The sequence below is a fragment of the Comamonas sp. Z3 genome, from assembly GCF_008121565.1.
In the GTDB taxonomy this organism is placed as follows: Bacteria; Pseudomonadota; Gammaproteobacteria; order Burkholderiales; family Burkholderiaceae_C; genus Comamonas; species Comamonas brasiliensis.
The window spans coordinates 455,597-480,524 of sequence record NZ_VOQU01000002.1 but is presented as its reverse complement, the minus strand read 5'-3'; the positions used below and the strand labels follow the sequence as shown (position 1 = coordinate 480,524).

The following is a 24,928-nucleotide window of genomic DNA, read 5'->3' as shown; positions in this document are numbered from 1 at the left end:
CCTTATCCAAGCGGTACATTCGGCCAAGACGATCGCTCAGCGTAATGCAAGCACATGCAACAAAACAGCCATACGGCAGCCAGATTCGCTTCATCACTATCATTTTTAACAATTCCGGTGATTAAAAACCGCTGCACGCGCAGACCTTGATCCGGAGCGATACTCCCACATCTTTCCAATGTTTTCATGACCGCGCGCCGGTTGTCGGCCTGCTTTTTCCAGAGTTCCGCTCCATGTCCTCTACCAAACACGCACAAGTTCTCATCCTGGGCTCCGGCCCTGCCGGCTACACCGCCGCCGTCTACGCCGCCCGTGCCAATCTCAAGCCTCTGCTGATCACCGGCATGGCCCAGGGCGGCCAGCTGATGACCACCACCGAAGTGGACAACTGGCCTGCCGACGTCATGGGCGTGCAGGGCCCCGAGCTGATGCAGCGGTTTCAGGAACATGCCGAGCGCTTCAAGACCGAAATCGTTTTCGACCACATCAACCAGGTCGACTTCTCCAAGCGTCCCTTCACCCTGACCGGCGACAGCGGCGTCTACACCTGCGACTCGCTGATCATCGCCACCGGCGCATCGGCCAAGTACCTGGGCCTGCCTTCCGAGGAGGCCTTCATGGGCCGCGGTGTCTCCGCCTGCGCCACCTGCGACGGCTTCTTCTACCGCGAGCAGCCCGTCTGCGTGATCGGCGGCGGCAACACGGCTGTGGAGGAAGCCCTGTATCTGTCCAATATCGCCAGCAAGGTCACCCTGGTGCACCGCCGCGACAGGTTCAAGGCCGAGCCCATCCTCGTAGACAAGCTGATGGACAAGGTCAAGGAAGGCAAGATCGAGCTCAAGACCCACTTCACCCTGGATGAAGTGCTGGGCGACCAGAGCGGCGTGACCGGCATCCGCATCAAGAGCACCCAGGACGGCCACACAGAAGAGGTCAAGCTGCAAGGCGCCTTCATCGCCATCGGCCACCACCCCAACACCGACATCTTCCAGGGTCAGCTGGAGTTGGAAAACGGCTACATCGTCACCCAGGGCGGCCTCAAGGGCTTTGCCACCCAGACCAGCGTGCCCGGCGTGTTCGCCGCTGGCGACTGCCAGGATCATGTCTACCGCCAGGCCATCACCAGCGCCGGCACCGGCTGCATGGCGGCCCTGGACGCCCAGCGCTTCCTGGAACAGGAGTCCTGATGACGCCAGACCGCTTCGGCGTCTGAGCGGCTGTTAGCGCATGTTCGGCGCAAAAGCCCTTGGGTTTGGCCAGTTTTGGCCGGCACCAGGGGCTTTTTTGCGATAACGCTATAATGGCAGACTTTGCTGAATTCCAGGTTCGCGCTTTAGCGTGCTTCGGGACTTCCGCAATCGGGCTACCGCCACCCATTACAAACTGGCGAGGTGAGGTTGTCGGCACCTCCTGCTCCTGCAGGATTCCAGAGCCGGCGGCCGATTCAACTATCGGAGTGTCCCAATGGCACGCGTATGTGAAGTTACGGGCAAGAAGCCCATGGTGGGCAACAATGTTTCCCACGCCAACAACAAGACCAAGCGTCGTTTCCTCCCCAACCTGCAATACCGCCGCTTCTGGGTGGAGAGCGAAAACCGTTGGGTGCGCCTGCGCGTTTCCAGCGCTGCTCTGCGCCTGATCGACAAGAACGGTATCGACTCCGTGCTCGCAGACATGCGCGCTCGTGGCCAAGCTTAATTTCCTGAAGGAGAAACACCATGGCTGCTAAAGGCGGACGCGAAAAGATCAAGCTGGCTTCCACTGCTGGTACCGGTCACTTCTACACAACGACCAAGAACAAGAAGACGATGCCTGAAAAGATGTCGATCATCAAGTTCGACCCCAAGGCTCGCAAGCACGTCGAGTACAAGGAAACCAAGCTGAAGTAATTCGGCCTGTTTCCTGAAAAACCGCCTCACGCAAGTGCAGGCGGTTTTTTTATGCCTTAGTGACGCCTGTCGCGGCGCAAGAGCTGAGGCGGCGAGCCTCCCTATACTGGGCACTTTGCAACGAACAGGGATGGATCACATGAATCACAAGACGCTGAGCACATTGCTTTTCTCGCTTGCCGTGTCGCCAGCCGTCTTCGGCCAGACCTTCATCTGCCCCACGGGACCCGGCCCCGGCCAGCGCCAGGTCGGCATGACGGGCGGCTCACCGGGTCTGGCCTCCGTGCCCGTGTGCGAGCAGTTCAGCTCCGCACCCGCCGCCACCCAACGCGCCGAACCATCGCCCGCCGATGCCCTGGGTAGCTTGGCACGCGGCCAGCTGGAGCTGCTGCGCGAAGGCCAGGAGCTGATCAAGGAAGGACAGAGAATTGCACAAGACCCGCAGTACCAGAAGCTGCGCAAGGGCTACTGGATGTTCTCGCATGACGAGAAAAACCCGCGCTCGGGTCTTGGATGTGCGGCGATTTTTGGCAGCATGTCCGGTGCCGTTCAGCTTTCCGGCCCCACGGCCAAGCACGACGGTGCCCTGCTGACCTTTCTGGGCATGGACATTCCCCAGCCCGCCAGCCCGCGCAAGATCAGAACCACTCTGACCCAGAACCAGGACCGGCCCCAGGAGGTTGGTGCCATCAACTACACCATGTCCAATGGCAAATGGGGAGCCATCGTCTACGCGCTGGGCGGCCCCGAAGCACTGGTCAAGGAGCTGGGTGAAGAGGAGGAAGCCCGTTTCAAGGTCTCCATGGAAGGCAAGGAAGTGATCAGCACCTTCTACAAGGAAGGCGGCAAGGCCCGTGAGTTCCTGAGCAAGTGCATGGCCGGTCAGCCGACGAAATAAAGGACCCCGGCCAGCGCTAGCTGCGCGGATTCTGCCCCAGCTGCCGGCAGGCCATAGCGCCCAGATCCTGCATCGCCCTGTCCATGAGTTCGTTGACCGGATGGGTGCAGGCCAGCCGCATGCAGTGCTCATACCTGCCGGAGTTGGAGAACATGCTGCCCGGCGCAATGCGTATGCCGCGCGCCAATGCTGCCGTGAACAAGTCCGAGGTGGACATCTGCCCGGGGAACTCCAGCCACAGACACAGGCCGCCGCTTGGAAGACTCATTCGCGTGCCCAGCGGAAAATGGCGCGCCACCAGTCTGGCCATGGCCTCGCGCTGTCGCTTGAGCTGCTGCCTGAGCTTTTCCAGGCTGCGCTGATGGGTGGGTGAGCCCAGCACCTCGGCCACGACCAGTTGCCCCAACGTCTGGGTATTGCGGCTTTGCGCAAATTTCAGCATCTGGATGCGGCCATGCCATTGGCCGCCATTCATCCAGCCCTGGCGCAGGCCCGGCGCCAGACTTTTGTTGAAGGCCTGGCAATAGATCACATGCCCGCAGACACTGTCCCAGGCCTTGAGCGGCTTCACCGGCGGCCCTTCGACAAACAGGCCGTAGGAGTCGTCCTCGATCAGCGCCGCCCCATGGGACGCGCACAGGGCCACGAGTCTGGCCTTTTTCTCATCCGGCATGCGCGCGCCCAGGGGCATCTGCAGATCCGGCACCACCACCACGGCCTTCAGGCGCGGCTGGGTCTGAAAGGCCAGCTCCAGCGCCTCGATGGACATGCCGGAGCGTGGGCTGCAGGGAATCTCCAGCGTTTTCAGCTGCAGGGACTCCACCACCTGCAGCAGGCCGTAATAGGTTGGCGACTCGACGGCCACCATATCCCCGGGGGATGCGACGGCAGCCAGCGCCAGGCTCACCGCTTCGGAATTGCCGGTGGTTGCCAGCACATCGGCAGGCGCCACACGGATACCGGAGGCCAGCGCCCGCCTGGCCATGGTCTGCTGAAACAGCGGGTGATTGCCCTGATTGGCCAGCAGTGAGCGCCCCTGCGAGAGCAGGGTCGGATGCTCGCGCAGCAGCCTGGTGACAGTCTTGTTCAGATAGTGATGATCGAACAAGGAAGCAGGCGGCGTGCAGCCGCCGATGTCCATATATACCTCGGCCTGGCGGCCGCGCTCGAGCAACAGCGAAATATGCTCGTTGATGCCCACAAAATGCGCATGTGCGCCCGGAGCCAGCGGCTGGCTCAGGTCCGGCTCGCTGGTCAGAGGGATATCGGCCGCTCTCGTCGCGCACACAAAGTAGCCCACACGGGGCCTGGCCTCCAGACAGCCCTGCGCTTCCAGAAAGCGCAGCACCTGCAAGGCCGTCGAGAGACTGATGTCATGCCGCGCCATCAGTTCGCGCACCGACGGCATGCGCTCCCCGGGTTTCAGGCTCCCCAGCTCTATGGCTGCACTGTAGTGCGCTGCCAGCCGTTGATATAGCGGCAGCAGCACATCGCTTGCCGCATCATCGACAGGCTGTGGTTCGGAGGGGGAGGAAGTCAGCATGATGACAAAAACGCAGGGCCGGGCAGGCATCATGCCAGCAAGCCCTGTTCTGCAACAGATACAGATTGTCAGCAAACACAGCAGAACAGATACACCGGAATCCGCGCTGCTACGCCTGCACATTACGGTTGCTGTGCCTGTTCTGCCAAGCCGTGCTTGCCTACGCTTGAGGGTCTGAATCACAGACCTCTAGCCACCATGTCACAGCCGGACCTGCCCCCGAAAACACATAGCCTCAACAGCGGCCAAGCCGCATCGCTGCTGTTTGAGCCAGGCAGCGAACTGTTCTGCCAGCAAGGGCCGCTGCGTCTGGCCATCGGGCCGCTGAGCTTTACCGACAATCACTTCGGCCAGCTCATGGTGCTGCAAACCGGGCAAAGCTGGCGTTGCCCCAGCCGCACCTGGGTGCAGCTGAGCGCGCCGGCGGGCGCGGCCTGGATTCAATATCCGGCGGCACGGACACAGCAAAGCCGCCCCCACCCGAACAGGGCAGTCAGGCGGCTTGAAGAGGGAAAAGGCCTGAGCTTCGCGCTTGCCAGAATCTGGCAGCAGCTTGGCAAGCTCGGCCTCAGACGTGGGCAGCGCGCAGCTTGACGGAAAAGTCCTTGAGTGCCGCAATGCCGCTGGCTTCGGCGCGCTGGCACCAGGCCTGCAACTGGCCGGTCAGCTGCTCGCGGCTCAGGCTGGTATTGAGCCACAGCTGACGCAGCTCTTCGCGCATGACCAGCATCTGGTCAATCACCGGGTGCGCAGCACGCGCCTGCGCCAACTGGCCCTGGGCACGCTCGGGCACCTTGTCGGCATCGCGGTGCAGCCAGCGCTGCACGCCCTTGAGCAACGAAACATCCGACTTCTGCGCCTGCCGCTGCTTGAGCAGATCCAGCTCATGCTGAACCGCCGTACGCACGCCGCGCGCATAACGGGCCATGACCTCGTAGCGATTGGCAATGATGGCTTCCAGCGTCAGCTCGTCAGCCACGGGCTTGACGGCGCCCATGCGCAGGCGCGGCGGGGTCTTCTTGACCTTGGCCCAGCCCAGCTTCTGCATGAGGCTGATATAGACCCAGCCGATATCGAACTCGTAGGGCTTGACGGAGAACTTGGCCGAAGTGGGGAAGGTATGGTGGTTGTTGTGCAGCTCTTCGCCGCCGATGATGATGCCCCAGGGCACCAGATTGGTGGAGGCATCCGTCGCCTCATAGTTGCGATAGCCCCAGAAATGCCCCACACCGTTGACCACGCCCGCCGCCCAGAATGGAATCCAGACCATCTGTACGGCCCAGATCGACAGGCCGATCGCGCCAAACAGCGCCACATTGAGGATGAGCATCAGCGAAGGGCCCATCACCGAATGGCGATAGATATTGCGCTCCATCCAGTCGTCAGGCGTGCCGTGACCGTATTTCCTGAGCGTTTCCTCGTTCCTGGCCTCGGCTCGGTAGAGTTCGGCACCTTCGCGCATCACCTTGGCCAGACCGCGCGTCTGCGGGCTGTGCGGGTCATCTGCGGTCTCGCACTTGGCGTGGTGCTTGCGGTGGATGGCCACCCACTCCTTGGTCACCATGCCCGTGCCCAGCCAGAGCCAGAAGCGGAAGAAATGCGAGGGAACAGGCCCCAGATCCAGCGCCCGGTGCGCCTGGCTGCGGTGCAGAAAGATCGTGACACCCGCAATCGTGAAATGGGTGGTGATCAGGGTGTAGAGCAGCAGCTGCCACCACGACAGATCCCACAGGCCATTGGCCATCCAGTCCACGACGGCATTCCCGATAGAGGCTATATCCAGCGACATAAATAACAAAGCCTTTGGCAAAAAACCGCGCTCACCCGATAAGAACGGTCGTGCCATTTTAGGCGAGACGCCGACCGATCTGCTGCCGATTTCCCGGCAGCAGATACCGGATTTGCACCGAAGTTACGCCTTTTTCACCCAAACAGCGGCGAAAAATCCGTCAGTCTCGTGCTGGTGCGGCCACAGGCGCAGATAGCGCCTACCTTCGTCGCCGCCGCTGCAGAGCTTGTCGCCGTCGGCAATCTTGAGCTGCTCCAGCACCTCGCCCGCGTCCAGCGGAACAAACTCTGGGTGAGCGGCGCTGAAGGCTTCGGCAATGGCTTCGTTTTCCTGCGGCAGGATGGAGCAGGTGGCATAGATCAGGCGGCCGCCGGCCTTGACCAAACGGGCGCTGCTTTCGAGGATGGCGGCCTGTTTCTGCGTCAGCTCCTGCACGGCCTTGACGCTCTGGCGCCACTTGAGGTCGGGGTTGCGGCGCAGCGTACCCAGGCCCGAGCAGGGAGCATCGACCAGCACGCGGTCGATCTTGCCGGCCAGGCGCTTGACGCGCTCGTCGCGCTCGTGGGCAATCGCGGCAGGGTGCACATTGGACAGACCCGAGCGCGCCAGACGCGGCTTGAGCGCATCGAGGCGATGGCCCGAGACGTCGAAGGCATACAGACGACCGGTATTGCGCATGGCCGCGCCAATGGCCAGGGTCTTGCCGCCGGCACCGGCGCAAAAGTCCACCACCATTTCGCCGCGCTTGGCGTCCAGCATCAGGGCCAGCAGCTGCGAGCCTTCGTCCTGCACCTCGATGGCACCGCGGTTGAAGGCATCGAGCTTGGCCAGGGCGGGCTTGCCGTCCACACGCAGACCGATGGGCGAGAACGGAGTGGGCTCGGCTTTGATGCCGGCCTTTTCCAGTTCCTTGCGCAGATCGGAGCGCTTGTCGTTGAGCGTGTTGACGCGCAGATCCAGCGCAGCGGCCTGCTCCATGCTGGCAGCCAGTGTCCAGAACTCATCGCCCAGCTGGGCCTTGAGCGGCTCGACCAGCCATTCGGGCAGATTGTGGCGGTGCGCCTCCATCAGCTCTTCAGGCTTGACGCCGTCGCAGGCAGCCAGCCACTTGAGTTCCTGGGGCGTCAGCGCGGCCTTGATAAAGGTCTCGCTGTCCTGGCCGTCCTTGTTCTTGACCTTGCCTTCCTTCTTGGCCTGCTCGCGCAGCACGGCGGCAAAGCCCAGAATGGCCAGCCGGCGCTCGCGTGCGCCGCTGCCCGAATGCGCGAGCGCTTCGAACAGCAGCTTCTTGCGCAGCACGGTGTAGACGGTTTCAGCCAGGGTGGCGCGCTCGCGCGGGCCCAGATAGCGGTTTTCGCGGAAAAAGCGGGACACCACGGCATCGGCCGGGTGTTCAAATGTCAGGGCACGCTTGACGAGTTCAGAGCAAGCGTCGAGAAGGGCTTTGGGATGCATGGGCGCAATTGTCCCACTCTCGCCCTGGCCCTGGCTGGCACCAGAAATCTATGACGCCGGCCTGCTCCAAGCGATTCATAGTAAAAACAGGCTCCAGCCCTTTTCCTTAAAGCGCTGACAGCTCATCTTTTTAAAGCATCATGTCCGACCACGATCTGCCTGCACTCATCACCACCGAGCCCGGTCTCTACGAACACTACAAAGGCATGCGCTATGAAGTCATAGCCACCGTGCGCCACAGCGAGACGCTGGAGCCCATGACGCTTTACCGCGCGCTCTATGGCGAGCATGGCCTGTGGGTGCGCCCCGCGGCCATGTTCAACGAGACGGTGGTGATCGACGGCGTGGAGCAGCCACGCTTTCGCCGCCTGCCTGCCGAGCTGCAAAAAACAGCATAAAAACAGACCCAATTGCTTAGCTATAAATCGATAGCAGCTATCAAATCTGCTTGATCAGCAATGTGTTTCAGATAACTCCAGCTGAACTCCTAGACGAGTGAGAGTCCTAGGAAGATGCCGTGCATATCTGCAGTCGTGAGCTATCGCCATGCCCATGACCGAATCCAGTTTCAACACGGCTTGTCTTTGCCTGAGTTGGCGCGGGATTTGGGCACTGGGCAGTAGTGCGAAGAGGCCTTGGCACCTCCGCCTCTCAGATCGGCTGAGACTCGTTGCTCATCAAGCAAATCTGAATCAGCCCTTGATCAGATTGAGCACGGCCTGCGGATAGATGATGTGCTCCTGCTCCAGCACGCGCGCGGCAAGCAGCTCGGCGGTGTCCCCCTGCAGCACGGGCACCACGGCCTGCTCCAGAATCGGTCCCACATCGAGCTCGGCCGTCACGCGATGCACGGTGCAGCCCGCAAACTTGCAGCCCGCATCGATGGCACGCTGATGGGTGTGCAGACCGGTGAAGGCCGGCAGCAGCGAGGGATGGATGTTGATCAGCCGGCCCTCATAGTGCGCAACAAAGCCCGGCGTGAGAATACGCATGAAACCGGCCAGCACCACCAGATCGGGCGCATGGCGGTCGATGACCTGCGCCAGCTCGGCATCAAAGGCCTCGCGGCTGTCGAACTGCTTGTGATCCAGCACCTCGGTGGCGATGCCGTTGTCCCGCGCGAACACCAGACCTTGGGCATCGGCCTTGTTGCTCACCACGGCGCTTACGCGGGCGTTGTACTGCTTTGCCCAGTTCTGCTGCTGGGATGCACGCACAATGGCAGCCATGTTCGAGCCGCCGCCCGAGATGAGGATCACGATGTTTTTCATGGGCGGCGATTGTCGCATTGACGGACAAACCCTATCGGGTTTGCACCAGTTCCTGTGCGCTGCCCTAAGACTTTCGAGGAGATCCCATGCCGTTTGACCCACGCAACACCCCTTTGAGCGCCATCGAAGCCCGCGTTCTGGCCACGCTGATGGAAAAGGCCCGCACCGTGCCCGACAGCTATCCGCTCACGCTCAACAGCCTGGTCACGGGCTGCAACCAGAAGTCCAGCCGCGACCCGGTGATGGAGGTCAGCGAGGGTGAAGCCCAGGAGGCACTGGACAGCCTGCGCCTCAAGACCCTTTCGGTGCAGATCAGCAGCGTGCGCTCCACGCGCTGGGAGCACAACTTCCCGCGCGGCATTGGCGTACCCGACCAGTCCGCCGTACTGCTGTCCCTGCTGATGCTGCGCGGCCCTCAGACCGCTGGCGAGCTGCGCATCAACTCCGAGCGCTGGCACCGCTTTGCCGACATTTCCTCGGTCGAAGCCTTTCTTGACGAACTGCGCGAACGCAGCGAGGAAAAAGGCGGTCCGCTGGTCGTGCAGCTGCCGCGCGCCCCCGGTGCCCGTGAACAGCGCTGGGCCCACCTGCTTTGCGGCCCGGTGGATGTCAACGCCCTGGCAAGCACCAGCAGCGCCAGCACGGGCGGCAATGCATCGGCCCTGCAGCAGCGAGTGGATGCGCTCGAAACCGAAGTCGCCCAGCTGCGCGCCACCGTGCAGATGCTGTGCGAATCGCTGGGCGTGGAACCGCCTGCAGCCCAGGCTGAATAGATCCAGACAGAAACTGATAGCTGCCAGCGTTTATCCAATAAGCGCTGGCGGCCTGTTTCATTACAAACGACCCGCCCATGCCCAAACTGGCGCACGCCAAGCAAGGGAAGGCAGGCAAGCGCAGCCTGCTCAGGGGATGCTCATCCCTGGGGTTTCCCACCATTTGTCGCAACCCGGACAGCCAGAAAAAGAACGTGCGTGCTACAAATCTCCAGCATTTGCAGGAGACAACGCATGGACTTGGCATTCACCCCCGAAGAACAGGCTTTTCGCGAAGAGATCCGCAGCTGGGTGCGGGCAAATCTGCCCGAGGATATTGCGCACAAGGTGCGCAACGATCTGCACCTGACGCGCGACGACATGCAGCGCTGGGCAAAGATTCTGGGCAAGAAAGGCTGGCTCGGCTACGGCTGGCCCAAGGAATTCGGTGGCCCCGGCTGGAGCGCCGTACAGAAGCATCTGTTCGAGGAAGAATGCGCACTCGCCGGCACGCCGCGCATCGTGCCCTTCGGCCCCGTGATGGTGGCGCCGGTGATCATGGCCTATGGCACACCGGAGCAGCATCGGCGCTTTCTGCCCGGCATCGCCAGTGGCGAAGTCTGGTGGAGCCAGGGCTATTCCGAACCAGGTTCGGGTTCGGACCTGGCCAGCGTCAAGACCCGCGCAGAGCGCGTGGGTGACAAATACATCGTCAACGGCCAGAAGACCTGGACGACACTGGGCCAGTACGGCGAGTGGATCTTCTGCCTGGTGCGCACCAGCAACGAGGGCAAGCCCCAGACCGGCATCAGCTTCCTGCTGGTCGACATGAAGTCGCCTGGCGTGACCGTGCGCCCCATCAAGCTGCTGGACGGCTCGCACGAGGTCAACGAGGTCTTTTTCGACAATGTGGAAGTGCCTGCCGACCAGCTGATCGGCGAGGAAAACAAGGGCTGGACCTATGCCAAGCACCTGCTCAGCCACGAGCGCACGAACATCGCGGATGTGAACCGTGCCAAGCGCGAGCTGGAGCGCCTCAAGCGCATCGCCAAGACCGAAGGCGTGTGGGAAGACCAGCGCTTCCGTGATCAGATCGCCCTGCTGGAGATCGATGTGATCGCGCTGGAAATGCTGGTGCTGCGCGTGCTGTCGGCCATGAAATCGGGCAAGAACCCGCTGGACATTGCCGGCCTGCTCAAGATCAAGGGCAGCGAGATTCAGCAACGCTACTCCGAGCTGATGATGCTGGCCGCCGGCCCTTATGCCCTGCCCTATATCCAGGAAGCCATGGAAGCCGGCTACCAGGGCGATTTTCCTGGCGACGTGCTAGGCAATGCGCCGCTGGCCGCGACCTACTTCAATATGCGCAAGACCACCATCTATGGCGGCTCCAACGAGGTGCAGCGAAACATCGTCGCGCAGACGGTTCTTGGCTAGCCAGGAACCGTCTTCGCCTTGCGAAACAGGACTACTCCCCCGTGCCCCCTCCGGGAGGGGGCTCTAGATTGAGCTTCGCTGGGCTGGTTTGGCGCTTCGCGCCAATCGCGGCCTGGTGGCAGGAGACAAATATGGATTTCGATTTTTCCGACGACCAGCAGCAACTGCGCGATGCCGTCGCCCGCTGGGTGGACAAGGGCTATACCTTCGAGCGCCGCCAGAGCATTGCCAAGCAGGGCGGTTTCTCGCGCGAGGTCTGGAACGAGCTGGCCGAGCTGGGCCTGACGGCCCTCACGGTGCCCGAGCAATATGGCGGCCTGGGCCAGGGTGCAGTCGATGTGATGGTGGTCATGGAGGAGCTGGGCCGCGGTCTGGTGGTGGAGCCGCTGACCCAGGCTTTTGTGGCCTCCGCCCTGCTCGGCCAGTTTGGTGACGAGGCCGTCAAGCAAGCCTGGCTGCCCCGTATCGCCAGCGGTGAAAAGCTGGTGGTGCTCGCATCGCAGGATCGCAAGGCGCGCTACCAGATTGATGTTTGCGCGGCAAAGGCGTCTAAATCCGGCGATGGCTATACGGTAGATGCTAGGAAAAACATTGTTCCTGCAGGCGACCAGGCCGACGCCTTCATCGTGCCGGCCCAGCTCGACGGCAAGATTGCGCTCTTCCTCGTCGAGAACGGCCGCGAGGGCGTGAGCAGCAAACCCTATGCCACCCAGGACGAAGGACGCGCGGCCGACCTGGTCTGCCACGCCGCGTCGGCCACCCTGATCACCACCAACGGCGTGGCGGCCCTCACCCTGGCGCAGGATGTGGCCAATGCCGCGCTGTGCGCCGAAGGTGTGGGCGTGATGGAACAGACGCTCAAGCTCACCACCGAGTACATGAATCAGCGCAAGCAGTTCGGCGTGGTGATCTCCAGCTTCCAGGCCCTGCGCCACCGCGTGGCCGACATGAAGATGCAGCTGGAGCTGGCACGCTCCATGAGCTACTACGGCACGCTCAAGCTGGTGGCGCCTGCCGAGGAGCGCCATGTCGCCATCGCCCGCGCCAAGGTGCAGTTGGGTCAGTCCATGCGGTATGTGGGCCAGCAGGCCGTGCAGTTGCATGGCGGCATCGGTGTGACGGACGAATATGTGGGCAGCCACTATTTCAAGCGTCTGACGCAAATGGAGATGACGGGCGGCGACACCTTGCACCACCTGGGCACGGTATCGGCCCATATGCAGGACAGCGCCGGCGTCTTTGCCTGAAAGGCTGCATCAACATTCATCAAAATCACGGCAACTGCATTCAACCCAAAACTAAAAGTCAACAGCACGCTTCGGCGTGCTGTTTTGCTTCCTGCATGCACTATGGGCCCTATCGCTCTTCCTATGATTCTTGCGCCATTCACAAGAATCAAAGGAGACATGCATGAGCAAGCAAGACAGCGAAAAGTATCTGCTGGAGTCCATCCGCCTGGCCATGGGCAATGTCAAGGGCCGCGAATCCGCGACCTGGCCCTTCGGTGCCGTGCTGGTGCGTGACGGCAAGATCCTGGCGCGCGCCGTCAACCAGGTTGATGATCTGTGCGATCCCACGGCCCACGCCGAGATGCAGGCACTGCGCATTGCCGCCAAGGCCCTGGGCAGCACGGATCTGTCCGGCGCTGTCATGTATGCCAGCGGCTACCCCTGCTCCATGTGTCACACCGCCATGCTGCTGGCCGGCGTGAAGCAGGTCTACTTCGCCTACTCCAACGAAGACGGCGAGCCCTACGACCTGTCGGCCGCGCGCGGCTATGAGGAGCTGGCCCGCCCCGAAGGCCGGCGCGAACTGCCCGTCATCGGCCACCGCGTGCGCGATGCCGGCGAGGACCTGTACCAGGCCTGGCAAAAGGCCGTGGACGAGGATCGCGCCACAGTCTAGGCGCCATCAAGAACAAAGCCCTGAATGATGAGTTCAGGGCTTTGCATGGCGGAGAGTCTCAGGTCAGCAGATAGTCCACCGGCTTGAGCGGTGCCGGCACCTGGGGGTCGCCCAGCGACTGACTGAGGCTGATCTCGATGCTGCGGCAGATGCTGTCCAGCGCCAGATCGTTGCTTTCCATGCCGAACGGCTCCTCCAGCTCGTCACCCAGCACATCGAGGCCGTAGAAGGTATAGGCCACGATGGCCACGACAAACGGCGTCATGAAGCCCGTGATGTCCACCAGGCCGAACGGCAGCAAAAAGCAGTACAGATGGGCCGTACGGTGCAGCAGCAAGGTGTAGGAAAACGGAATCGGCGTGTTGCGGATGCGCTCGCAGGAGGCTGCGGCCGTCGTGAAGCCGTTGAGCGTGCGGTCCAGCTCCACGGCCAGGCAGGGGTCTATGCGCCTGTCGCGCACGCACTGCCCCAGATCCTGGCCCATGGACAGCATCAGCGCATCGGTGCGCTGATTCAGCGGCAGCAGCTGCAGGCGCTGCCACTCGGCATGGGTCAGCCACTGCTGGGCTGCCACATCGTCCTTGAGGCCGCGCAGCTGGGCCCGCAGCACATGAGAAAAAGCCACGGCCCGGTGCACCATGCGCACCCGTACATCGTTGGCCCGCTGGCGCGGGTCTATGGGGTGGTCGAGTTCAATCAGGCTCAGGCACTGGCGCGCCAGCGTGCGCGCATAGATCACGATCTCGCCCCAGAGCTTGCGACCCTCCCAGTAGCGCGCATACGCGGTGTTGTTGCGAAAGCCCAGAAAAATCGCCAGCGGCAGACCGATCAGGGTGAACGGAATCGGCGTAATGGGAATCTTGGTGTGGAAGAGCGTGCCATGCGCCACGGTGACGATGATGGCCAGCACGATATTGACGGCGAGCACGCCTTTGATGCGTTGCAGCACCGAGCCCCGGACAATCCACAGCAGCTTGAAGCCCGACGGGCGATCTCTGACGATCATGAAAACGAGAAATGAGGTCTAAACCCGAATTCAATCACAAGCATGCGGGGATTTCAGCCAGCGTTGAGAACTCCCACTGCGGCAGTAGGCAGCCCGCCCCGTGCCAGCGCCATCCGTGCGGCCCGGCAAACGAGTCACGCTCTCCGACATCCGGCGCCAACCGGCCTGAAAACACCGCAAGCGCAGGAAAGCCCCGCATCGCGGGGCTTGAGCGGCGATGCGGGCGCTCAGGCGGCCTGCAGGCGGCCAGCACCCACGCGTTGCGACAGGCGCAGACGGCTGATGAAGCCGATCTGGCGCAGGGCTTCGGCGAACTCCTGCTCGGTGTCGCGCTCGGCGCGCGAGGCCAGCTCGGCGAACAGGCCGACACGCGTGTAATGGCGTACGCAGGCGATGAAGGGAAAGCCGTGGCGCGTGCGGTAGGCCTGGTTCAGCGCAGCCAGGCGCTCGCCCTGCTCCTGCGCCAGATCTCCCAGCCCCGCGCTTTGCTGCTCCTGCTGGGAGTCAACGGTCAACGTGCCGGAGCGCACGGCGCTGACCGATAGCTCGGGGTGGCCACAGAGAAAGCGCAGGGCCTGCTCGCGCGGGCTGCCATGCACGGTGGCCAGCATGGCCTGGTGCAGTGCGTCCAGGCTGGCGAAGGGGCGCTGCTGTGCGGCCGCCTCGGCCACCCAGGGGGCGTATTCGAAAACCTCGCCGAGCGCCGCCGCAAAGGCCGCCTGCGTCATGGTGTTGAGCTCGTCGAGCGTGGGGATGGAGGAGGTAGTGGTGCTGGTCATGAGGCCAGTGTAGGAAGCGCGTTTCCCATCTCACAGTGCTGGCTTGTTATAGCCCGTATAGCAGCCGGCTACGTCGATGTCGTCAGCACCTGCGAGGCCTGATTCAGCAGGGCGCGCAGCCAGATGTGGGAGGCATCCCGGTGCCGGGACGAATGCCAGAGCTGGTAGAAGCGCATGACGCGGTTGCCCATGGGCAGAGGCACCATGGCCAGCGGCAGCCGCCTGGCGTGGTAGGCCGCGAAATGGCGGCTGGTGGTCAGCAGCAGGTCGGTGCCTACCAGCAGGTCCGGCGCCATCGAGAAATGCGAGCATTGAACGCGGCCGTCACGGCTCACGCGCATGGTGCCCAGACTGCTCTCCACCACGCCGCGCTGATCGGGCGAGTAAGGCGTGAACACCACATGCGCGGCCTGCAGATAGTGCTCGGCCGTGAGCCGTCCCGGCTGCGCCAGCGGGTGCTTTGCATCGAGCAGGCAGACCACCTCGTCCTCGAGCAGCGTGGACATGTGCAAATGCTCGGGTGGACTCGGCCAGTTGCCGATGACGATATCCACCTCGCCGCTTTGCAGGGCCTGCTCGTAGTCGAAGTTCTGGCCCAGCGGCAGCAGGACCAGTCTCGCGCCCGGCGCCTGCGCACGCATGAGCTGGACCACGCGCGCCATGAAGGGCGGCGCCAGATAGTCAGGCATGGCGATGGTGAAGCGCAGCTGGGTGGTCTCGGCCACAAACTCCTTGCCGACGCTCAGCAGACCGTCGATCAGCCCCAGCGCCGCACGTGCCTGCTCCACGGCCTGGAGTGCACGCGCCGTCGGCACCATGCGGTTCTTGTCCCGCACCAGCAGCGGGTCGTTGAAGATGGCCCGCAAGCGCCGCAGCGCCGCGCTGATGGCCGGCTGTGACTGATTGAGACGTATTGCCGCGCGCGACACGCTTTTCTCGCTGATCAAGGTGCACAGCACGCGCAGCAAATAGGTATCGAACGGTTCTTCGCTGCGAGACACGTGTTTTCCCTAGAGATATGCATTTTGCTATGCGGCTCATAGCAGGCGCTTAGTTTCGCATATCGCCACAAGTCGCGACCATGCAAGTGTCCGCAAACCCAACAACAAATTTCCGAGACAAGGACTTGCCATGAGTGCTCATCATGTGCCGATCAGCGGCACCGCTGCTTCCGTCGATCAGGTCGACGCCACCTATTCCAAGATCTCCTGGCGCCTGCTGCCCTTTCTGGGCGTGCTGTGGGTGCTGGCCTGGCTGGACCGCGTCAACATCGGCTTCGCCAAGCTGCAGATGCTCGACGACCTGAAGTTCAGCGAAGCCGTCTACGGCCTGGGCGCCGGCATCTTCTTCATCGGCTACTTCCTGTTCGAAGTGCCGTCCAACATGCTGCTGCAGAAGATAGGCGCCAAGAAGACGGTGATGCGCATCACCATAGGCTGGGGCCTGATCTGCATCCTCCAGGCCTGGGTGACCACACCGACCCAGTTCTACGTCCTGCGCTTTCTGATGGGCGTGTTCGAGGCCGGCTTCTACCCCGGCATCATCCTCTACCTGACCTACTGGTATCCGTCCAAGCGCCGCGCCAAGGCCTTCGGTACCTTCATGTCGGCCTCGGCCATCGCCGGCGTCATCGGCGGCCCGCTGGCCGGCGGCATCATGACCTGGGCGGCAGGCGCGCACGGCATGCACGGCTGGCAATGGCTGTTCATCATCGAAGGTATCCCCTCGGTGCTGGCCGGCATCTTTGCCTACTTCTACATGACCGACCGTCCCGAGCAAGCCAAATGGCTCACCGATACGGACCGCGCCGTCGTGCGCCAGCAGCTCGAGATCGACCAGAAGGCCCAGGGCGAACGCCACAGCGACTGGCGCACCCTGTTCGGCAACCCCATGGTGTGGCTGCTGATCGCGGTGTTCTTCTGCCTGCTGTGCGCCAACTCCACGCTGACCTTCTGGATTCCCACCGTGATTCGCGAAGCGGGCTTCACCTCGCCCATGCAGGTGGGCTGGATCGCCGGTGCCGCCTATCTGCTCGGCGCGGCCGGCATGATCATCAACGGTCGCCATTCCGACCACCGTGGCGAGGTACGCTGGCACTTCGCGGGCTCGGTCCTGCTGGGCGCCGCGGGCATGCTGGCCCTGGCCGTCACCATGGGCATGGACAGCATCCCCGTGATCGTGGCGCTGACGGCCATGGTTCTGGCGCTGGTGGGCACCATGAGTGCGATTCCCGTCTTCTGGCAGATGCCCAATATGCTGCTCAGCGGCGGCGCAGCCGCCGTGGGCGTGGCGCTGATCAATTCGGTGGCCAATCTGGCCGGCTTCGGCGCCCCTTATCTGATGGGCGTGATCAAGGCCTCTACCGGCAAGGTCGCTCCGGGCCTGTACCTGGTGGCCATCGTGGAAGCCCTGGCAGCCGTTCTCGCCATCGCCTTCGTCGCCCGCATCCAGCGCCGCAAGAACGCCTGAAGGAGTCATCCCGCATGCATTCCACACCCACATCAACCCCGTCGCGCCGGCAGTTCGCACTCTCGGGCCTGGCGCTCGGCGCCTCGACCCTGACGACGGGCACACACGGCGCACTGGCCGCCGACAAGGCCCCGGTAGCGCCCGCCCAGGCCACCGGCCCCATCGTGCTGCATGGCGTCAGCCCGCGCCTGACCATGCATGCCGTGGACACCTTCCATGGTTCTGCAGCCACGGGCTTGCGCATCGACTTCTCTCGCTTCGACGGCGAGACCTATGTTCCGATACGCAGCTTTGTCGTGAATGCCAACGGCCGCGCCGAAGAACCGCTGTTGATCGACGACAGCTACCGCAGCGGCCGCTACGAAATGCTGCTGCACGTGGACGAGTACTTTGCGGCCAAGGGCGCCAGGCTGCCGCGCCCGGCCTTTCTGTCCAAGGTGCCGGTGCGCTTCCAGATCGTGAACACGGCAGAGCGCATCCACCTGCCCATTCAGTTCGGCCCCTGGAGCTACACCTATTCGCGCGGCAGCTGAGGCCCCGACACCGCTCTATCGCAACCCACCGAAAGACCACCATGGCAGGCATCAGCACCCATGCACTCAACCTCACCAACGGACGTCCCATCGCCGGCATGCGGGTGGAACTCTACGACGTGGCGCAGACCCCGGCGCAGCGCCTGAGCAGCACCCGCACCAATGCCGACGGCCGCACCGACGCCCCCATGCTGCCCGCCGCCGCGGCCCGCACCGGGGACTTCGAGCTGCGCTTTTACACGGGCGAGCACTTCAAGGAGCCCACGGCGCTGTCGGAAGAAGTGCTGGTGCGCTTTTCCATCTTCGACGCGGCCCAGCACTACCACGTGCCCATGCTGTGCTCGCCCTGGTTCTTCAATACCTACCGCGGCAGCTGATTCTTACCAAGGAGAACAACTCTATGAACAACGAAAACGACAGCGGCAAATACCTGCTTGAATCCATCCGCCTGGCCATGGGCAATGTCAGGGGCCGCGAATCCGCGACCTGGCCCTTCGGCGCCGTGCTGGTCAGGGACGGCCAGATCCTGGCGCGCGCCGTCAACCAGGTCGATGAGCTCTGCGACCCTTCGGCCCACGCCGAGATGCAGGCCCTGCGCATAGGGGCCAAGGCCCAGGGCAGCACCGATCTGTCGGGAGCCGTCATGTATGCCAGCGGCTACCCCTGCTCCATGTGCTACACGGCCATGCTGCTGGCCGGCGTGAAGCAGGTCTACTTCGCCTACTCCAACGAAGACGGCGAGCCCTACGACCTGTCGGCCGCGCGCGGCTATGTGGAACTGGCCAAGCCTGAAGACCAGCGCGAGATGGCCCTGATCGGCCAGCGCGTGCGCGATACGGGCGAAGACCTCTACGAGGCCTGGCAAAAAGCCGTCGCCACCAACGCCTGATCTCCTGCCTGCGTCCTCTCTTCACAGCCCCGCGCGTTCCAGCCCGGGGCTTTTTTCATGCCTTTTCAGCTGCGCCAGCGCGATCCACGCGGCACATGGGCCACGAGAAACTCCATCTGATCGGCCAGAATGCGGCGGTTTCTCAGGATGAAATCCTCCCACAGCGTAGGCGTGTAGGGCGTGTAGAGCAGGGGCATGCGGGCCTGCTCCGGCGTTCTGGCCCCCTTGCGGTGGTTGCAGGCGCGGCAGGCCGTGACCAGATTCATCCAGCTGTGCTGCCCGCCGGTGCTCACGGGGACAATGTGCTCGCGAGTGAGATCGCTCTCGTGGAATTGCCGCCCGCAATAGGCACAGACACAGCGGTCACGTGCAAAGAGCTTGCCGTTCGTCAGCCCCGGCAGCAACTCGTGCGGGTTGATGTTCGGCATGCCCTTGGTGCCGATGATGGAGTTGATGTGAATGACTGACTGCTTGCCCGTCACCGCATTGTGGCCACCACGAAAGCAGGCGATTTCGACACCGGCTTCCCAGCGCACCTCTTGTGCTGCGTAATGCAGCGCCGCCTGCTCCAGCGTTACCCAGGACTGCGGCAGCCCCTGGGCTGTCAGCTTCAAGACTTTCACAACCAGCCTCCATACAGTCAAACCTAGACCACGGAAAACGGACAAGCGTCTTGGCGCTTTTGGGCACACTCATGCAGCCTCCACGGCTGCCTGATTTGAAGCAATATACTCTGAAACTATGTCAAATTGACGGCTTGTGTCGCATGCATCGGCGCCAGTTGCTATAAAGAACGAAGCAGTCCATGAAGATTTTCCGCGGTATCAATCATCCCGGCCTGGCCCCGGCCTGCGCTGTGACAATCGGCAATTTTGATGGTGTACACCGGGGGCATCAAGCCATGCTGGGCCTGCTCAAGGCCGAGGCAGCCCAGCGCGGCATCCCCAGCTGCGCCATGACCTTCGAGCCGCACCCGCGCGACTACTTCGCGCAAAAGCTGGGCAAGCCGGAGCTGGCCCCGGCACGCGTGGGCACGTTGCGCGACAAGCTCAGCCAGCTCGAGGTCTGCGGCGTCGATCAGGTCGTGATCCTGCCCTTCAATCAGGCCCTGGCCAGCCAGAGCCCCGAAGATTTCATTCAGGATGTGCTGATCTCGGGCCTGGGTGCCAAGTACGTGCTGGTGGGCGACGACTTCCGTTTTGGCGCCAGGCGCGCCGGTGATTACGCCATGCTGGACAACGCCGGTCAGGCCCTGGGCTTTGATGTGGCCCGCATGAACAGCTATGAAGTCCATGGCCTGCGCGTCTCCAGCACGGCCGTGCGTGAGGCGCTGGCCGCCGGCGACATGCAGCAGGCCGCCAAGCTGCTGGGCCACCCCTATCGCATCTCCGGCCATGTGGTGCACGGTCGCAAGCTGGGCCGCAAGCTGGCCGAATCCATAGACGGCGCCGAGGACGGCTTTCGCACGCTGAATCTGCGCTTCGACCACTGGAAGCCTGCCGCCAGCGGCATTTTTGCCGTGCTGGTGCATGGGCTGACGGACAAGCCGCTGCAGGGCGTGGCCAACCTCGGCGTGCGCCCCTCGCTGGACCCCAACGACATCAACGGCGGGCGAGTGCTGCTGGAGACCCACTGTTTCGATTGGCCCGCCCAACTGGGTGGAGAAGGTGCCTACGGTAAAATCATCCGCGTGGAACTTCTGCACAAACTGCACGACGAGCTGAAGTATGACAGTCTCGATGCCCTGACGGTCGGCATCGCCAAGGACTGCGATGACGCGCGCGCGTTTTTCGCCTCGGCCCACATACCGTCCCATACCTCGTCGCACACAGAGACTCGTCGCCAGACCACGCGCGACCGAATTTGACGCTCGCTGCTCGCACGTCCCAGGCGCAGCAGCGCACTGGCGCTCACCTCACCATTCACGCCCAGGCAGAACTGCCCGGGCATTGCATTGCTTTCAAGGTTCCCCATGTCTGATTCGAAGTCCAACAAGCCCGAAGCGTCCGCCTACCGCGCCACGCTGAACATGCCCGACACCCCCTTCCCCATGCGCGGCGACCTGCCCAAGCGCGAGCCCGCCTGGGCCAAGGAATGGGACGACAAGGGCATCTACAAGAAGCTGCGTGACGCCCGCAGCGGCGCACCCAAGTTCATCCTGCACGATGGCCCTCCTTACGCCAACGGCAAGCTGCATATCGGCCATGCGGTGAACAAGATCCTCAAGGACATGATCGTCAAGAGCCGCCAGCTCGAAGGCTTCGACGCGCTCTACGCACCGGGCTGGGACTGCCACGGTCTGCCCATCGAGAACGCCATCGAGAAGCTGCATGGCCGCAATCTGCCGCGCGACGAGATGCAGGCCAAGAGCCGCGCCTTTGCCGCCGAGCAGATCGAGCAGCAGATGGTGGGCTTCAAGCGCCTGGGCGTGCTCGGCGACTGGGATCACCCCTACAAGACCATGAACTACGCCAACGAGGCCGCCGAGCTGCGCGCCTTGAAGAAGGTGATGGAGCGTGGCTTTGTCTACCGCGGCCTCAAGCCCGTGTACTGGTGCTTTGACTGCGCCTCCTCGCTGGCCGAGTTCGAGATCGAATACGCCGACAAGCAAAGCCAGACGCTGGACGTGATGTTCCCCGCGGCCGAGCCGGCCAGACTGGCCACAGCATTCGGCCTGGACAAGCTCGACAAGGAAGCCTTCATCGTCATCTGGACGACCACGGCCTGGACCATCCCTGCCAACCAGGCGCTGAACGTCAACCCCGACCTGGAATACAGCCTGGTGGAGACCGAGCGCGGCCTGCTGATCGTGGCCTCCGCACTGGTCGAGAAATGCCTGGCCCGCTGGAAGCTGGAGGGCCGCGTGCTCGCCACCGCCAAGGGCGAAAAGCTCGACCACATGCCCTTCAAGCACCCGCTGGCCCATGTGGACAAGGGCTTTGACCGCATCTCGCCCGTGTACCTGGCCGAATACGCCACCGCCGACGACGGTACCGGCATCGTGCACTCGGCCCCTGCCTATGGCGTGGACGACTTCAACAGCTGCATGTCCAACGGCATGGACTACAAGCAGATCCTGAACCCCGTGCAAGGCAACGGCGTATACGCGGCCGACCTGCCCATGTTCGGCGGCCAGCATATCTGGAAGGCCGTGCCCGTCATCCTCGACGCCCTGAAGGTCGCGGGCCGCCTGATGGACACCACCACCATCAGCCACAGCTATCCGCACTGCTGGCGCCACAAGACGCCCGTCATCTATCGCGCGGCCGCCCAGTGGTTCATCCGCATGGACGAGGGCGAAGGCGTGTTCACCGATCCCGCGCAAAAGCCCGAGAAGACCCTGCGCCAGATCGCGCTGGACGCCATCGAGCAGACCAACTTCTACCCGCAAAACGGCCAGGACCGCCTGCGCGCCATGATCGCCGGCCGTCCCGACTGGTGCATCTCGCGCCAGCGCAGCTGGGGCGTGCCCATCCCCTTCTTCCTGCATGTGGACACGGGCGCCCTGCACCCGCGCACCATGGAGATCATCGACCAGGCGGCGGCCATGATCGAGCAAGGCGGCATCGAAGCCTGGAGCCGCGTCAGCACCGAAGACATCCTGGGTGCCGAGGAAGCCAAGCACTACACCAAGAGCACCGACATTCTGGAAGTCTGGTTCGACTCGGGCTCCACCTTCTGGCATGTGCTGCGCGGCACCCATCCCGAGCACCACCACGACCACGGCCCCGAGGCCGACCTGTACCTGGAAGGCCACGACCAGCACCGCGGCTGGTTCCACAGCTCGCTGCTGCTGGCGTCGGCCATCTTCGGCCGCGCGCCCTACCGCGGCCTGCTGACCCATGGCTTCACCGTGGACGGCCAGGGCAAGAAGATGTCCAAGTCGCTGGGCAACACCGTGGCCCCGCAGGACGTGTCCAGCAAGATGGGCGCGGAAATCATCCGTCTGTGGGTGGCCTCGACCGACTACTCGGGCGACCTGGGCATCGACGACAAGATCCTGGCCCGCGTGGTGGACGCCTATCGCCGCATCCGCAACACGCTGCGTTTCCTGCTGGCCAACACCAGCGACTTCGACGCGAGCAAGGACGCCGTGGCCTACGGCGAGATGCTGGAGATCGACCAGTTCGCGCTGGCGCGTTCGGCCCAGCTGCAGCAGGAGATCCTGGCCCACTACAAGGTCTACGAGTTCCACCCCGTGGTCGCCAAGCTGCAGTTGTTCTGCTCCGAAGACCTGGGCGGCTTCTACCTGGACGTGCTCAAGGATCGCCTCTACACCAGCGCCCCCAAGAGCCTGGCACGCCGCTCGGCCCAGACCGCGCTCTACCAGATCACCCAGGCGCTGCTGCGCTGGATGTCGCCCTTCCTGTCCTTCACGGCCGAGGAAGCCTGGAAGATCGTGGGCCACAGCGAATCCATCTTCCTGGAGAAGTTCACCGAGCTGCCCGCCGGCGACGAAGGCCTGCTGGCCAAGTGGACGCGCCTGTGCGAGATCCGCAACCTGGTCAACAAGGACATCGAAGTGGTGCGCACGACCGGCGCCGTGGGCTCGTCCCTGCAGGCCGAAGTCACGCTCACGGCCGAGCCCGAAGACCTGGCCCTGCTGCAAAGCCTCAAGGACGATCTGAAGTTCGTCTTCATCACCTCGGCAGCGACTGCCGTGGCCGGCGATGCCCTGACCACCACCGTGAAGGCCAGCGAGCACGCCAAGTGCGAGCGCTGCTGGCACTACCGCGAAGACGTGGGCGTGAACCCCGAGCATCCCTCGATCTGCGGCCGCTGCGACAGCAATCTGCACGGCACGGGCGAAGTCCGCACCAAGGCTTGATCCATCAAAAAGTGAGCTGCCAGCGCTTTCTGGCAGCCATTTTCAGCATTGATTTATGCTGAAATCCTTTTAAATCAAGCGCTAACCGCTATCAAAAAACCTTAGCAAAGAGCTGCCATGAGCAACACCCAGACCTCCTCCGCAGGCCTTGGCCGTATCTGGCCCTGGCTGCTGTGGGCGCTTGTCATCATCGGCGTGGATCAGATCACCAAGCAGATGATTCTGAGCCACTACCAGCATGGGGACTGGACTCCCATCACCGGCTTCTTCAACATCGTGCGCGCGCACAACACGGGCGCTGCCTTCTCCTTCCTTGCGGGCGGCAGCGGCTGGCAGCGCTGGTTGTTCGTGGCCATCGGCGTGATTGCCACCGTGCTCATCGTCTGGCAACTGCGCAAGCACCCCGGCGAGAAGATGTTCTGCCTGTCGCTGTCCAGCATCCTGGGCGGGGCCATCGGCAATGTGGTGGACCGCCTGCAGCACGGCTATGTGGTGGACTTTCTGGACTTCTACTGGGGCAGCAGCCATTTCCCGGCCTTCAACGTGGCCGACATGGGCATCACCCTGGGGGCCATCCTGCTGATACTCGACGAGCTCTTGCGTGCAAGGCGTGCCAAGGCCCGGACCTCCTAGGCACCGGCCGCCACCCAGGCGCAAGGCCCGCTGTCTCTGAAGCAGACAGCGGGCTTTTTCATTGCACCGTGTCCGGCACGGATGCGGCCGACGCATAGACAGGCGCATCGGCCCAGACCAGCCTGTCGTCCTTCCAGTAGCGCACGCTGATGGGCGTGCTGATGAAGCAGGCATCAAACACCCAGTCCTCCAGCACCAGGCCGTTCAGGCGCCTGGGAAACAGGTTTTTGTCGAAGCTGCGGGGCTGCTCGCCGGCAGTCATCAGCACCATGTTTCCGGGTTCGCAGCGCACATTCTGCCGGCCCGGTGCCGAGAATTCGTAGGGCCGGTCCAGCTCCAGCAGCACCTGGTGGTAGACGCTCAAGGCGTTGACCCAGATATCGCCCAGTTGCACGGGATGGGGAAAGCGTATCTCCTTCAGGCCTCGCAGATCGGGCTGCCCGCCTCGCTTATCTGCGCCCTGGGGCGCTTCGCGCTGAATATGGCTGCCTGCGGGCAAGACGATGTCGCCCCAGACCACGGGCCGCTCCAGCGTGATGTGCGTGAGCCGCTGCTGCGCGGTCCTCTGCCGCTCCTGCCGGTGATCGACCCAGGTAATCTGCGCCAGCCCTACGAGTGTTGCAATGGGCAGTATGGACAGCCATACGGCCAGTTCCCACTGCCAGATGCGCAGCGGCGGCCTGGGCCGGCCGCAGCGCACATGCCACAGCCGCCAGCCCCACCACAGCAGCAGGCCGACGGCCACCAGGGCCGCCAGCAGCGTCAAAAGAAAGCCCACAGCCGCAGCGCCGGGCAGTGAAGGAATCATGAAACCACCTTTTTGATAGCAGCATAGGCAATGCAGACTTCAAA

General features: G+C 63.2%; 25 protein-coding genes. 16 read left to right on the top strand and 9 right to left on the bottom strand.

The window, feature by feature from the left end; translation table 11 throughout:
• Nucleotides 1-233 precede the first annotated feature (233 nt).
• The 4 genes from trxB (at nucleotide 234) to FSY59_RS06865 (ending at nucleotide 2,787) form a co-directional block, all read left to right on the top strand.
• Nucleotides 234-1,187, top strand: a complete 954-nt coding sequence (trxB, locus tag FSY59_RS06880) for a thioredoxin-disulfide reductase (RefSeq protein ID WP_148728704.1) — start codon at nucleotides 234-236, stop codon at nucleotides 1,185-1,187.
• 277 nt (nucleotides 1,188-1,464) lie between these two features.
• On the top strand, nucleotides 1,465-1,698 hold the full coding sequence (gene rpmB, locus FSY59_RS06875; RefSeq protein WP_003058229.1) for a 50S ribosomal protein L28: 234 nt from the start codon (nucleotides 1,465-1,467) through the stop codon (nucleotides 1,696-1,698).
• A 20-nt stretch (nucleotides 1,699-1,718) separates the two neighbouring features.
• Nucleotides 1,719-1,889, top strand: coding sequence for a 50S ribosomal protein L33 (gene rpmG / locus FSY59_RS06870; protein WP_003058233.1), 171 nt, complete (start codon nucleotides 1,719-1,721; stop codon nucleotides 1,887-1,889).
• A 139-nt stretch (nucleotides 1,890-2,028) separates the two neighbouring features.
• Nucleotides 2,029-2,787: a hypothetical protein gene (locus FSY59_RS06865; protein WP_050872129.1), complete on the top strand. Its 759-nt coding sequence runs from the start codon at nucleotides 2,029-2,031 to the stop codon at nucleotides 2,785-2,787.
• A gap of 16 nt (nucleotides 2,788-2,803) precedes the next feature.
• On the opposite strand, the gene FSY59_RS06860 is transcribed toward FSY59_RS06865, so the two are convergent.
• From FSY59_RS06860 to FSY59_RS06845, 3 genes are all read right to left on the bottom strand, one after another.
• A complete protein-coding gene (locus FSY59_RS06860; RefSeq protein WP_235214252.1) occupies nucleotides 2,804-4,330 on the bottom strand; it encodes a PLP-dependent aminotransferase family protein in 1,527 nt (508 codons plus the stop codon).
• A 568-nt stretch (nucleotides 4,331-4,898) separates the two neighbouring features.
• The gene (locus tag FSY59_RS06850) at nucleotides 4,899-6,119 is read right to left on the bottom strand and encodes a fatty acid desaturase (RefSeq protein ID WP_003058239.1); all 1,221 of its coding nucleotides are present in this window, start codon (nucleotides 6,117-6,119) and stop codon (nucleotides 4,899-4,901) included.
• Nucleotides 6,120-6,242: 123 nt separating this feature from the next.
• A complete protein-coding gene (locus FSY59_RS06845; protein WP_003058240.1) occupies nucleotides 6,243-7,574 on the bottom strand; it encodes an RsmB/NOP family class I SAM-dependent RNA methyltransferase in 1,332 nt (443 codons plus the stop codon).
• Nucleotides 7,575-7,714: 140 nt separating this feature from the next.
• Between FSY59_RS06845 and FSY59_RS06840 the strand changes: the two genes are divergently transcribed.
• The gene (locus tag FSY59_RS06840; RefSeq protein WP_043371001.1) at nucleotides 7,715-7,972 is read left to right on the top strand and encodes a DUF1653 domain-containing protein; all 258 of its coding nucleotides are present in this window, start codon (nucleotides 7,715-7,717) and stop codon (nucleotides 7,970-7,972) included.
• A 294-nt stretch (nucleotides 7,973-8,266) separates the two neighbouring features.
• Here FSY59_RS06840 and purN read toward each other — a convergent pair whose 3' ends face one another.
• Nucleotides 8,267-8,845 carry a phosphoribosylglycinamide formyltransferase gene (gene purN / locus FSY59_RS06835; RefSeq protein WP_003058242.1) on the bottom strand — a complete coding sequence of 193 codons (579 nt, stop codon included), beginning with the start codon at nucleotides 8,843-8,845 and terminating at the stop codon, nucleotides 8,267-8,269.
• Nucleotides 8,846-8,931: 86 nt separating this feature from the next.
• Here purN and FSY59_RS06830 point away from each other — a divergent pair, with 86 nt between their 5' ends.
• From FSY59_RS06830 to FSY59_RS06815, 4 genes are all read left to right on the top strand, one after another.
• On the top strand, nucleotides 8,932-9,618 hold the full coding sequence (locus FSY59_RS06830; protein WP_003058243.1) for a YceH family protein: 687 nt from the start codon (nucleotides 8,932-8,934) through the stop codon (nucleotides 9,616-9,618).
• A 234-nt stretch (nucleotides 9,619-9,852) separates the two neighbouring features.
• Nucleotides 9,853-11,034 (top strand): acyl-CoA dehydrogenase family protein, encoded by a 1,182-nt coding sequence (locus FSY59_RS06825; RefSeq protein ID WP_003058245.1) that lies wholly within the window; start codon nucleotides 9,853-9,855, stop codon nucleotides 11,032-11,034.
• Between the two features lie 131 nt (nucleotides 11,035-11,165).
• Nucleotides 11,166-12,281, top strand: coding sequence for an acyl-CoA dehydrogenase family protein (locus tag FSY59_RS06820; RefSeq protein ID WP_148728702.1), 1,116 nt, complete (start codon nucleotides 11,166-11,168; stop codon nucleotides 12,279-12,281).
• Between the two features lie 163 nt (nucleotides 12,282-12,444).
• Nucleotides 12,445-12,939 carry a nucleoside deaminase gene (locus FSY59_RS06815; RefSeq protein WP_003058250.1) on the top strand — a complete coding sequence of 165 codons (495 nt, stop codon included), beginning with the start codon at nucleotides 12,445-12,447 and terminating at the stop codon, nucleotides 12,937-12,939.
• Nucleotides 12,940-12,997: 58 nt separating this feature from the next.
• On the opposite strand, the gene FSY59_RS06810 is transcribed toward FSY59_RS06815, so the two are convergent.
• The 3 genes from FSY59_RS06810 to FSY59_RS06800 all read right to left on the bottom strand — a co-directional run bounded on the left by FSY59_RS06810 (nucleotide 12,998) and on the right by FSY59_RS06800 (nucleotide 15,725).
• The gene (locus tag FSY59_RS06810) at nucleotides 12,998-13,945 is read right to left on the bottom strand and encodes a bestrophin family protein (RefSeq protein WP_003058251.1); all 948 of its coding nucleotides are present in this window, start codon (nucleotides 13,943-13,945) and stop codon (nucleotides 12,998-13,000) included.
• Between the two features lie 227 nt (nucleotides 13,946-14,172).
• Nucleotides 14,173-14,724 carry a 2-oxo-4-hydroxy-4-carboxy-5-ureidoimidazoline decarboxylase gene (gene uraD / locus FSY59_RS06805; protein WP_043370997.1) on the bottom strand — a complete coding sequence of 184 codons (552 nt, stop codon included), beginning with the start codon at nucleotides 14,722-14,724 and terminating at the stop codon, nucleotides 14,173-14,175.
• 68 nt (nucleotides 14,725-14,792) lie between these two features.
• On the bottom strand, nucleotides 14,793-15,725 hold the full coding sequence (locus tag FSY59_RS06800) for a LysR family transcriptional regulator (RefSeq protein WP_003058253.1): 933 nt from the start codon (nucleotides 15,723-15,725) through the stop codon (nucleotides 14,793-14,795).
• Between the two features lie 130 nt (nucleotides 15,726-15,855).
• Between FSY59_RS06800 and FSY59_RS06795 the strand changes: the two genes are divergently transcribed.
• From FSY59_RS06795 to FSY59_RS06780, 4 genes are read left to right on the top strand one after another with little or no spacing between them, the layout of a single operon-like run.
• Nucleotides 15,856-17,193 (top strand): MFS transporter, encoded by a 1,338-nt coding sequence (locus FSY59_RS06795; RefSeq protein ID WP_003058254.1) that lies wholly within the window; start codon nucleotides 15,856-15,858, stop codon nucleotides 17,191-17,193.
• 14 nt (nucleotides 17,194-17,207) lie between these two features.
• Nucleotides 17,208-17,726 carry a hydroxyisourate hydrolase gene (locus tag FSY59_RS06790; RefSeq protein ID WP_003058255.1) on the top strand — a complete coding sequence of 173 codons (519 nt, stop codon included), beginning with the start codon at nucleotides 17,208-17,210 and terminating at the stop codon, nucleotides 17,724-17,726.
• Between the two features lie 41 nt (nucleotides 17,727-17,767).
• A complete protein-coding gene (gene uraH / locus FSY59_RS06785; protein WP_003058256.1) occupies nucleotides 17,768-18,103 on the top strand; it encodes a hydroxyisourate hydrolase in 336 nt (111 codons plus the stop codon).
• A 23-nt stretch (nucleotides 18,104-18,126) separates the two neighbouring features.
• Complete coding sequence (locus tag FSY59_RS06780) at nucleotides 18,127-18,615, top strand: nucleoside deaminase (RefSeq protein WP_003058258.1); 489 nt, start codon at nucleotides 18,127-18,129, stop codon at nucleotides 18,613-18,615.
• Nucleotides 18,616-18,680: 65 nt separating this feature from the next.
• Here the strand turns inward: FSY59_RS06780 and FSY59_RS06775 are convergent, their stop codons facing one another.
• Nucleotides 18,681-19,238, bottom strand: coding sequence for an HNH endonuclease (locus FSY59_RS06775; RefSeq protein ID WP_003058259.1), 558 nt, complete (start codon nucleotides 19,236-19,238; stop codon nucleotides 18,681-18,683).
• A 182-nt stretch (nucleotides 19,239-19,420) separates the two neighbouring features.
• Between FSY59_RS06775 and FSY59_RS06770 the strand changes: the two genes are divergently transcribed.
• The 3 genes from FSY59_RS06770 (at nucleotide 19,421) to lspA (ending at nucleotide 24,076) form a co-directional block, all read left to right on the top strand.
• The gene (locus FSY59_RS06770) at nucleotides 19,421-20,482 is read left to right on the top strand and encodes a bifunctional riboflavin kinase/FAD synthetase (protein ID WP_043370995.1); all 1,062 of its coding nucleotides are present in this window, start codon (nucleotides 19,421-19,423) and stop codon (nucleotides 20,480-20,482) included.
• Nucleotides 20,483-20,587: 105 nt separating this feature from the next.
• On the top strand, nucleotides 20,588-23,443 hold the full coding sequence (gene ileS, locus FSY59_RS06765; protein WP_148728701.1) for an isoleucine--tRNA ligase: 2,856 nt from the start codon (nucleotides 20,588-20,590) through the stop codon (nucleotides 23,441-23,443).
• A gap of 117 nt (nucleotides 23,444-23,560) precedes the next feature.
• Complete coding sequence (gene lspA, locus FSY59_RS06760; RefSeq protein ID WP_003058265.1) at nucleotides 23,561-24,076, top strand: signal peptidase II; 516 nt, start codon at nucleotides 23,561-23,563, stop codon at nucleotides 24,074-24,076.
• A gap of 58 nt (nucleotides 24,077-24,134) precedes the next feature.
• Here the strand turns inward: lspA and FSY59_RS06755 are convergent, their stop codons facing one another.
• Nucleotides 24,135-24,884 carry a hypothetical protein gene (locus FSY59_RS06755; protein WP_148728700.1) on the bottom strand — a complete coding sequence of 250 codons (750 nt, stop codon included), beginning with the start codon at nucleotides 24,882-24,884 and terminating at the stop codon, nucleotides 24,135-24,137.
• Between the last annotated feature and the right edge of the window lie 44 nt (nucleotides 24,885-24,928).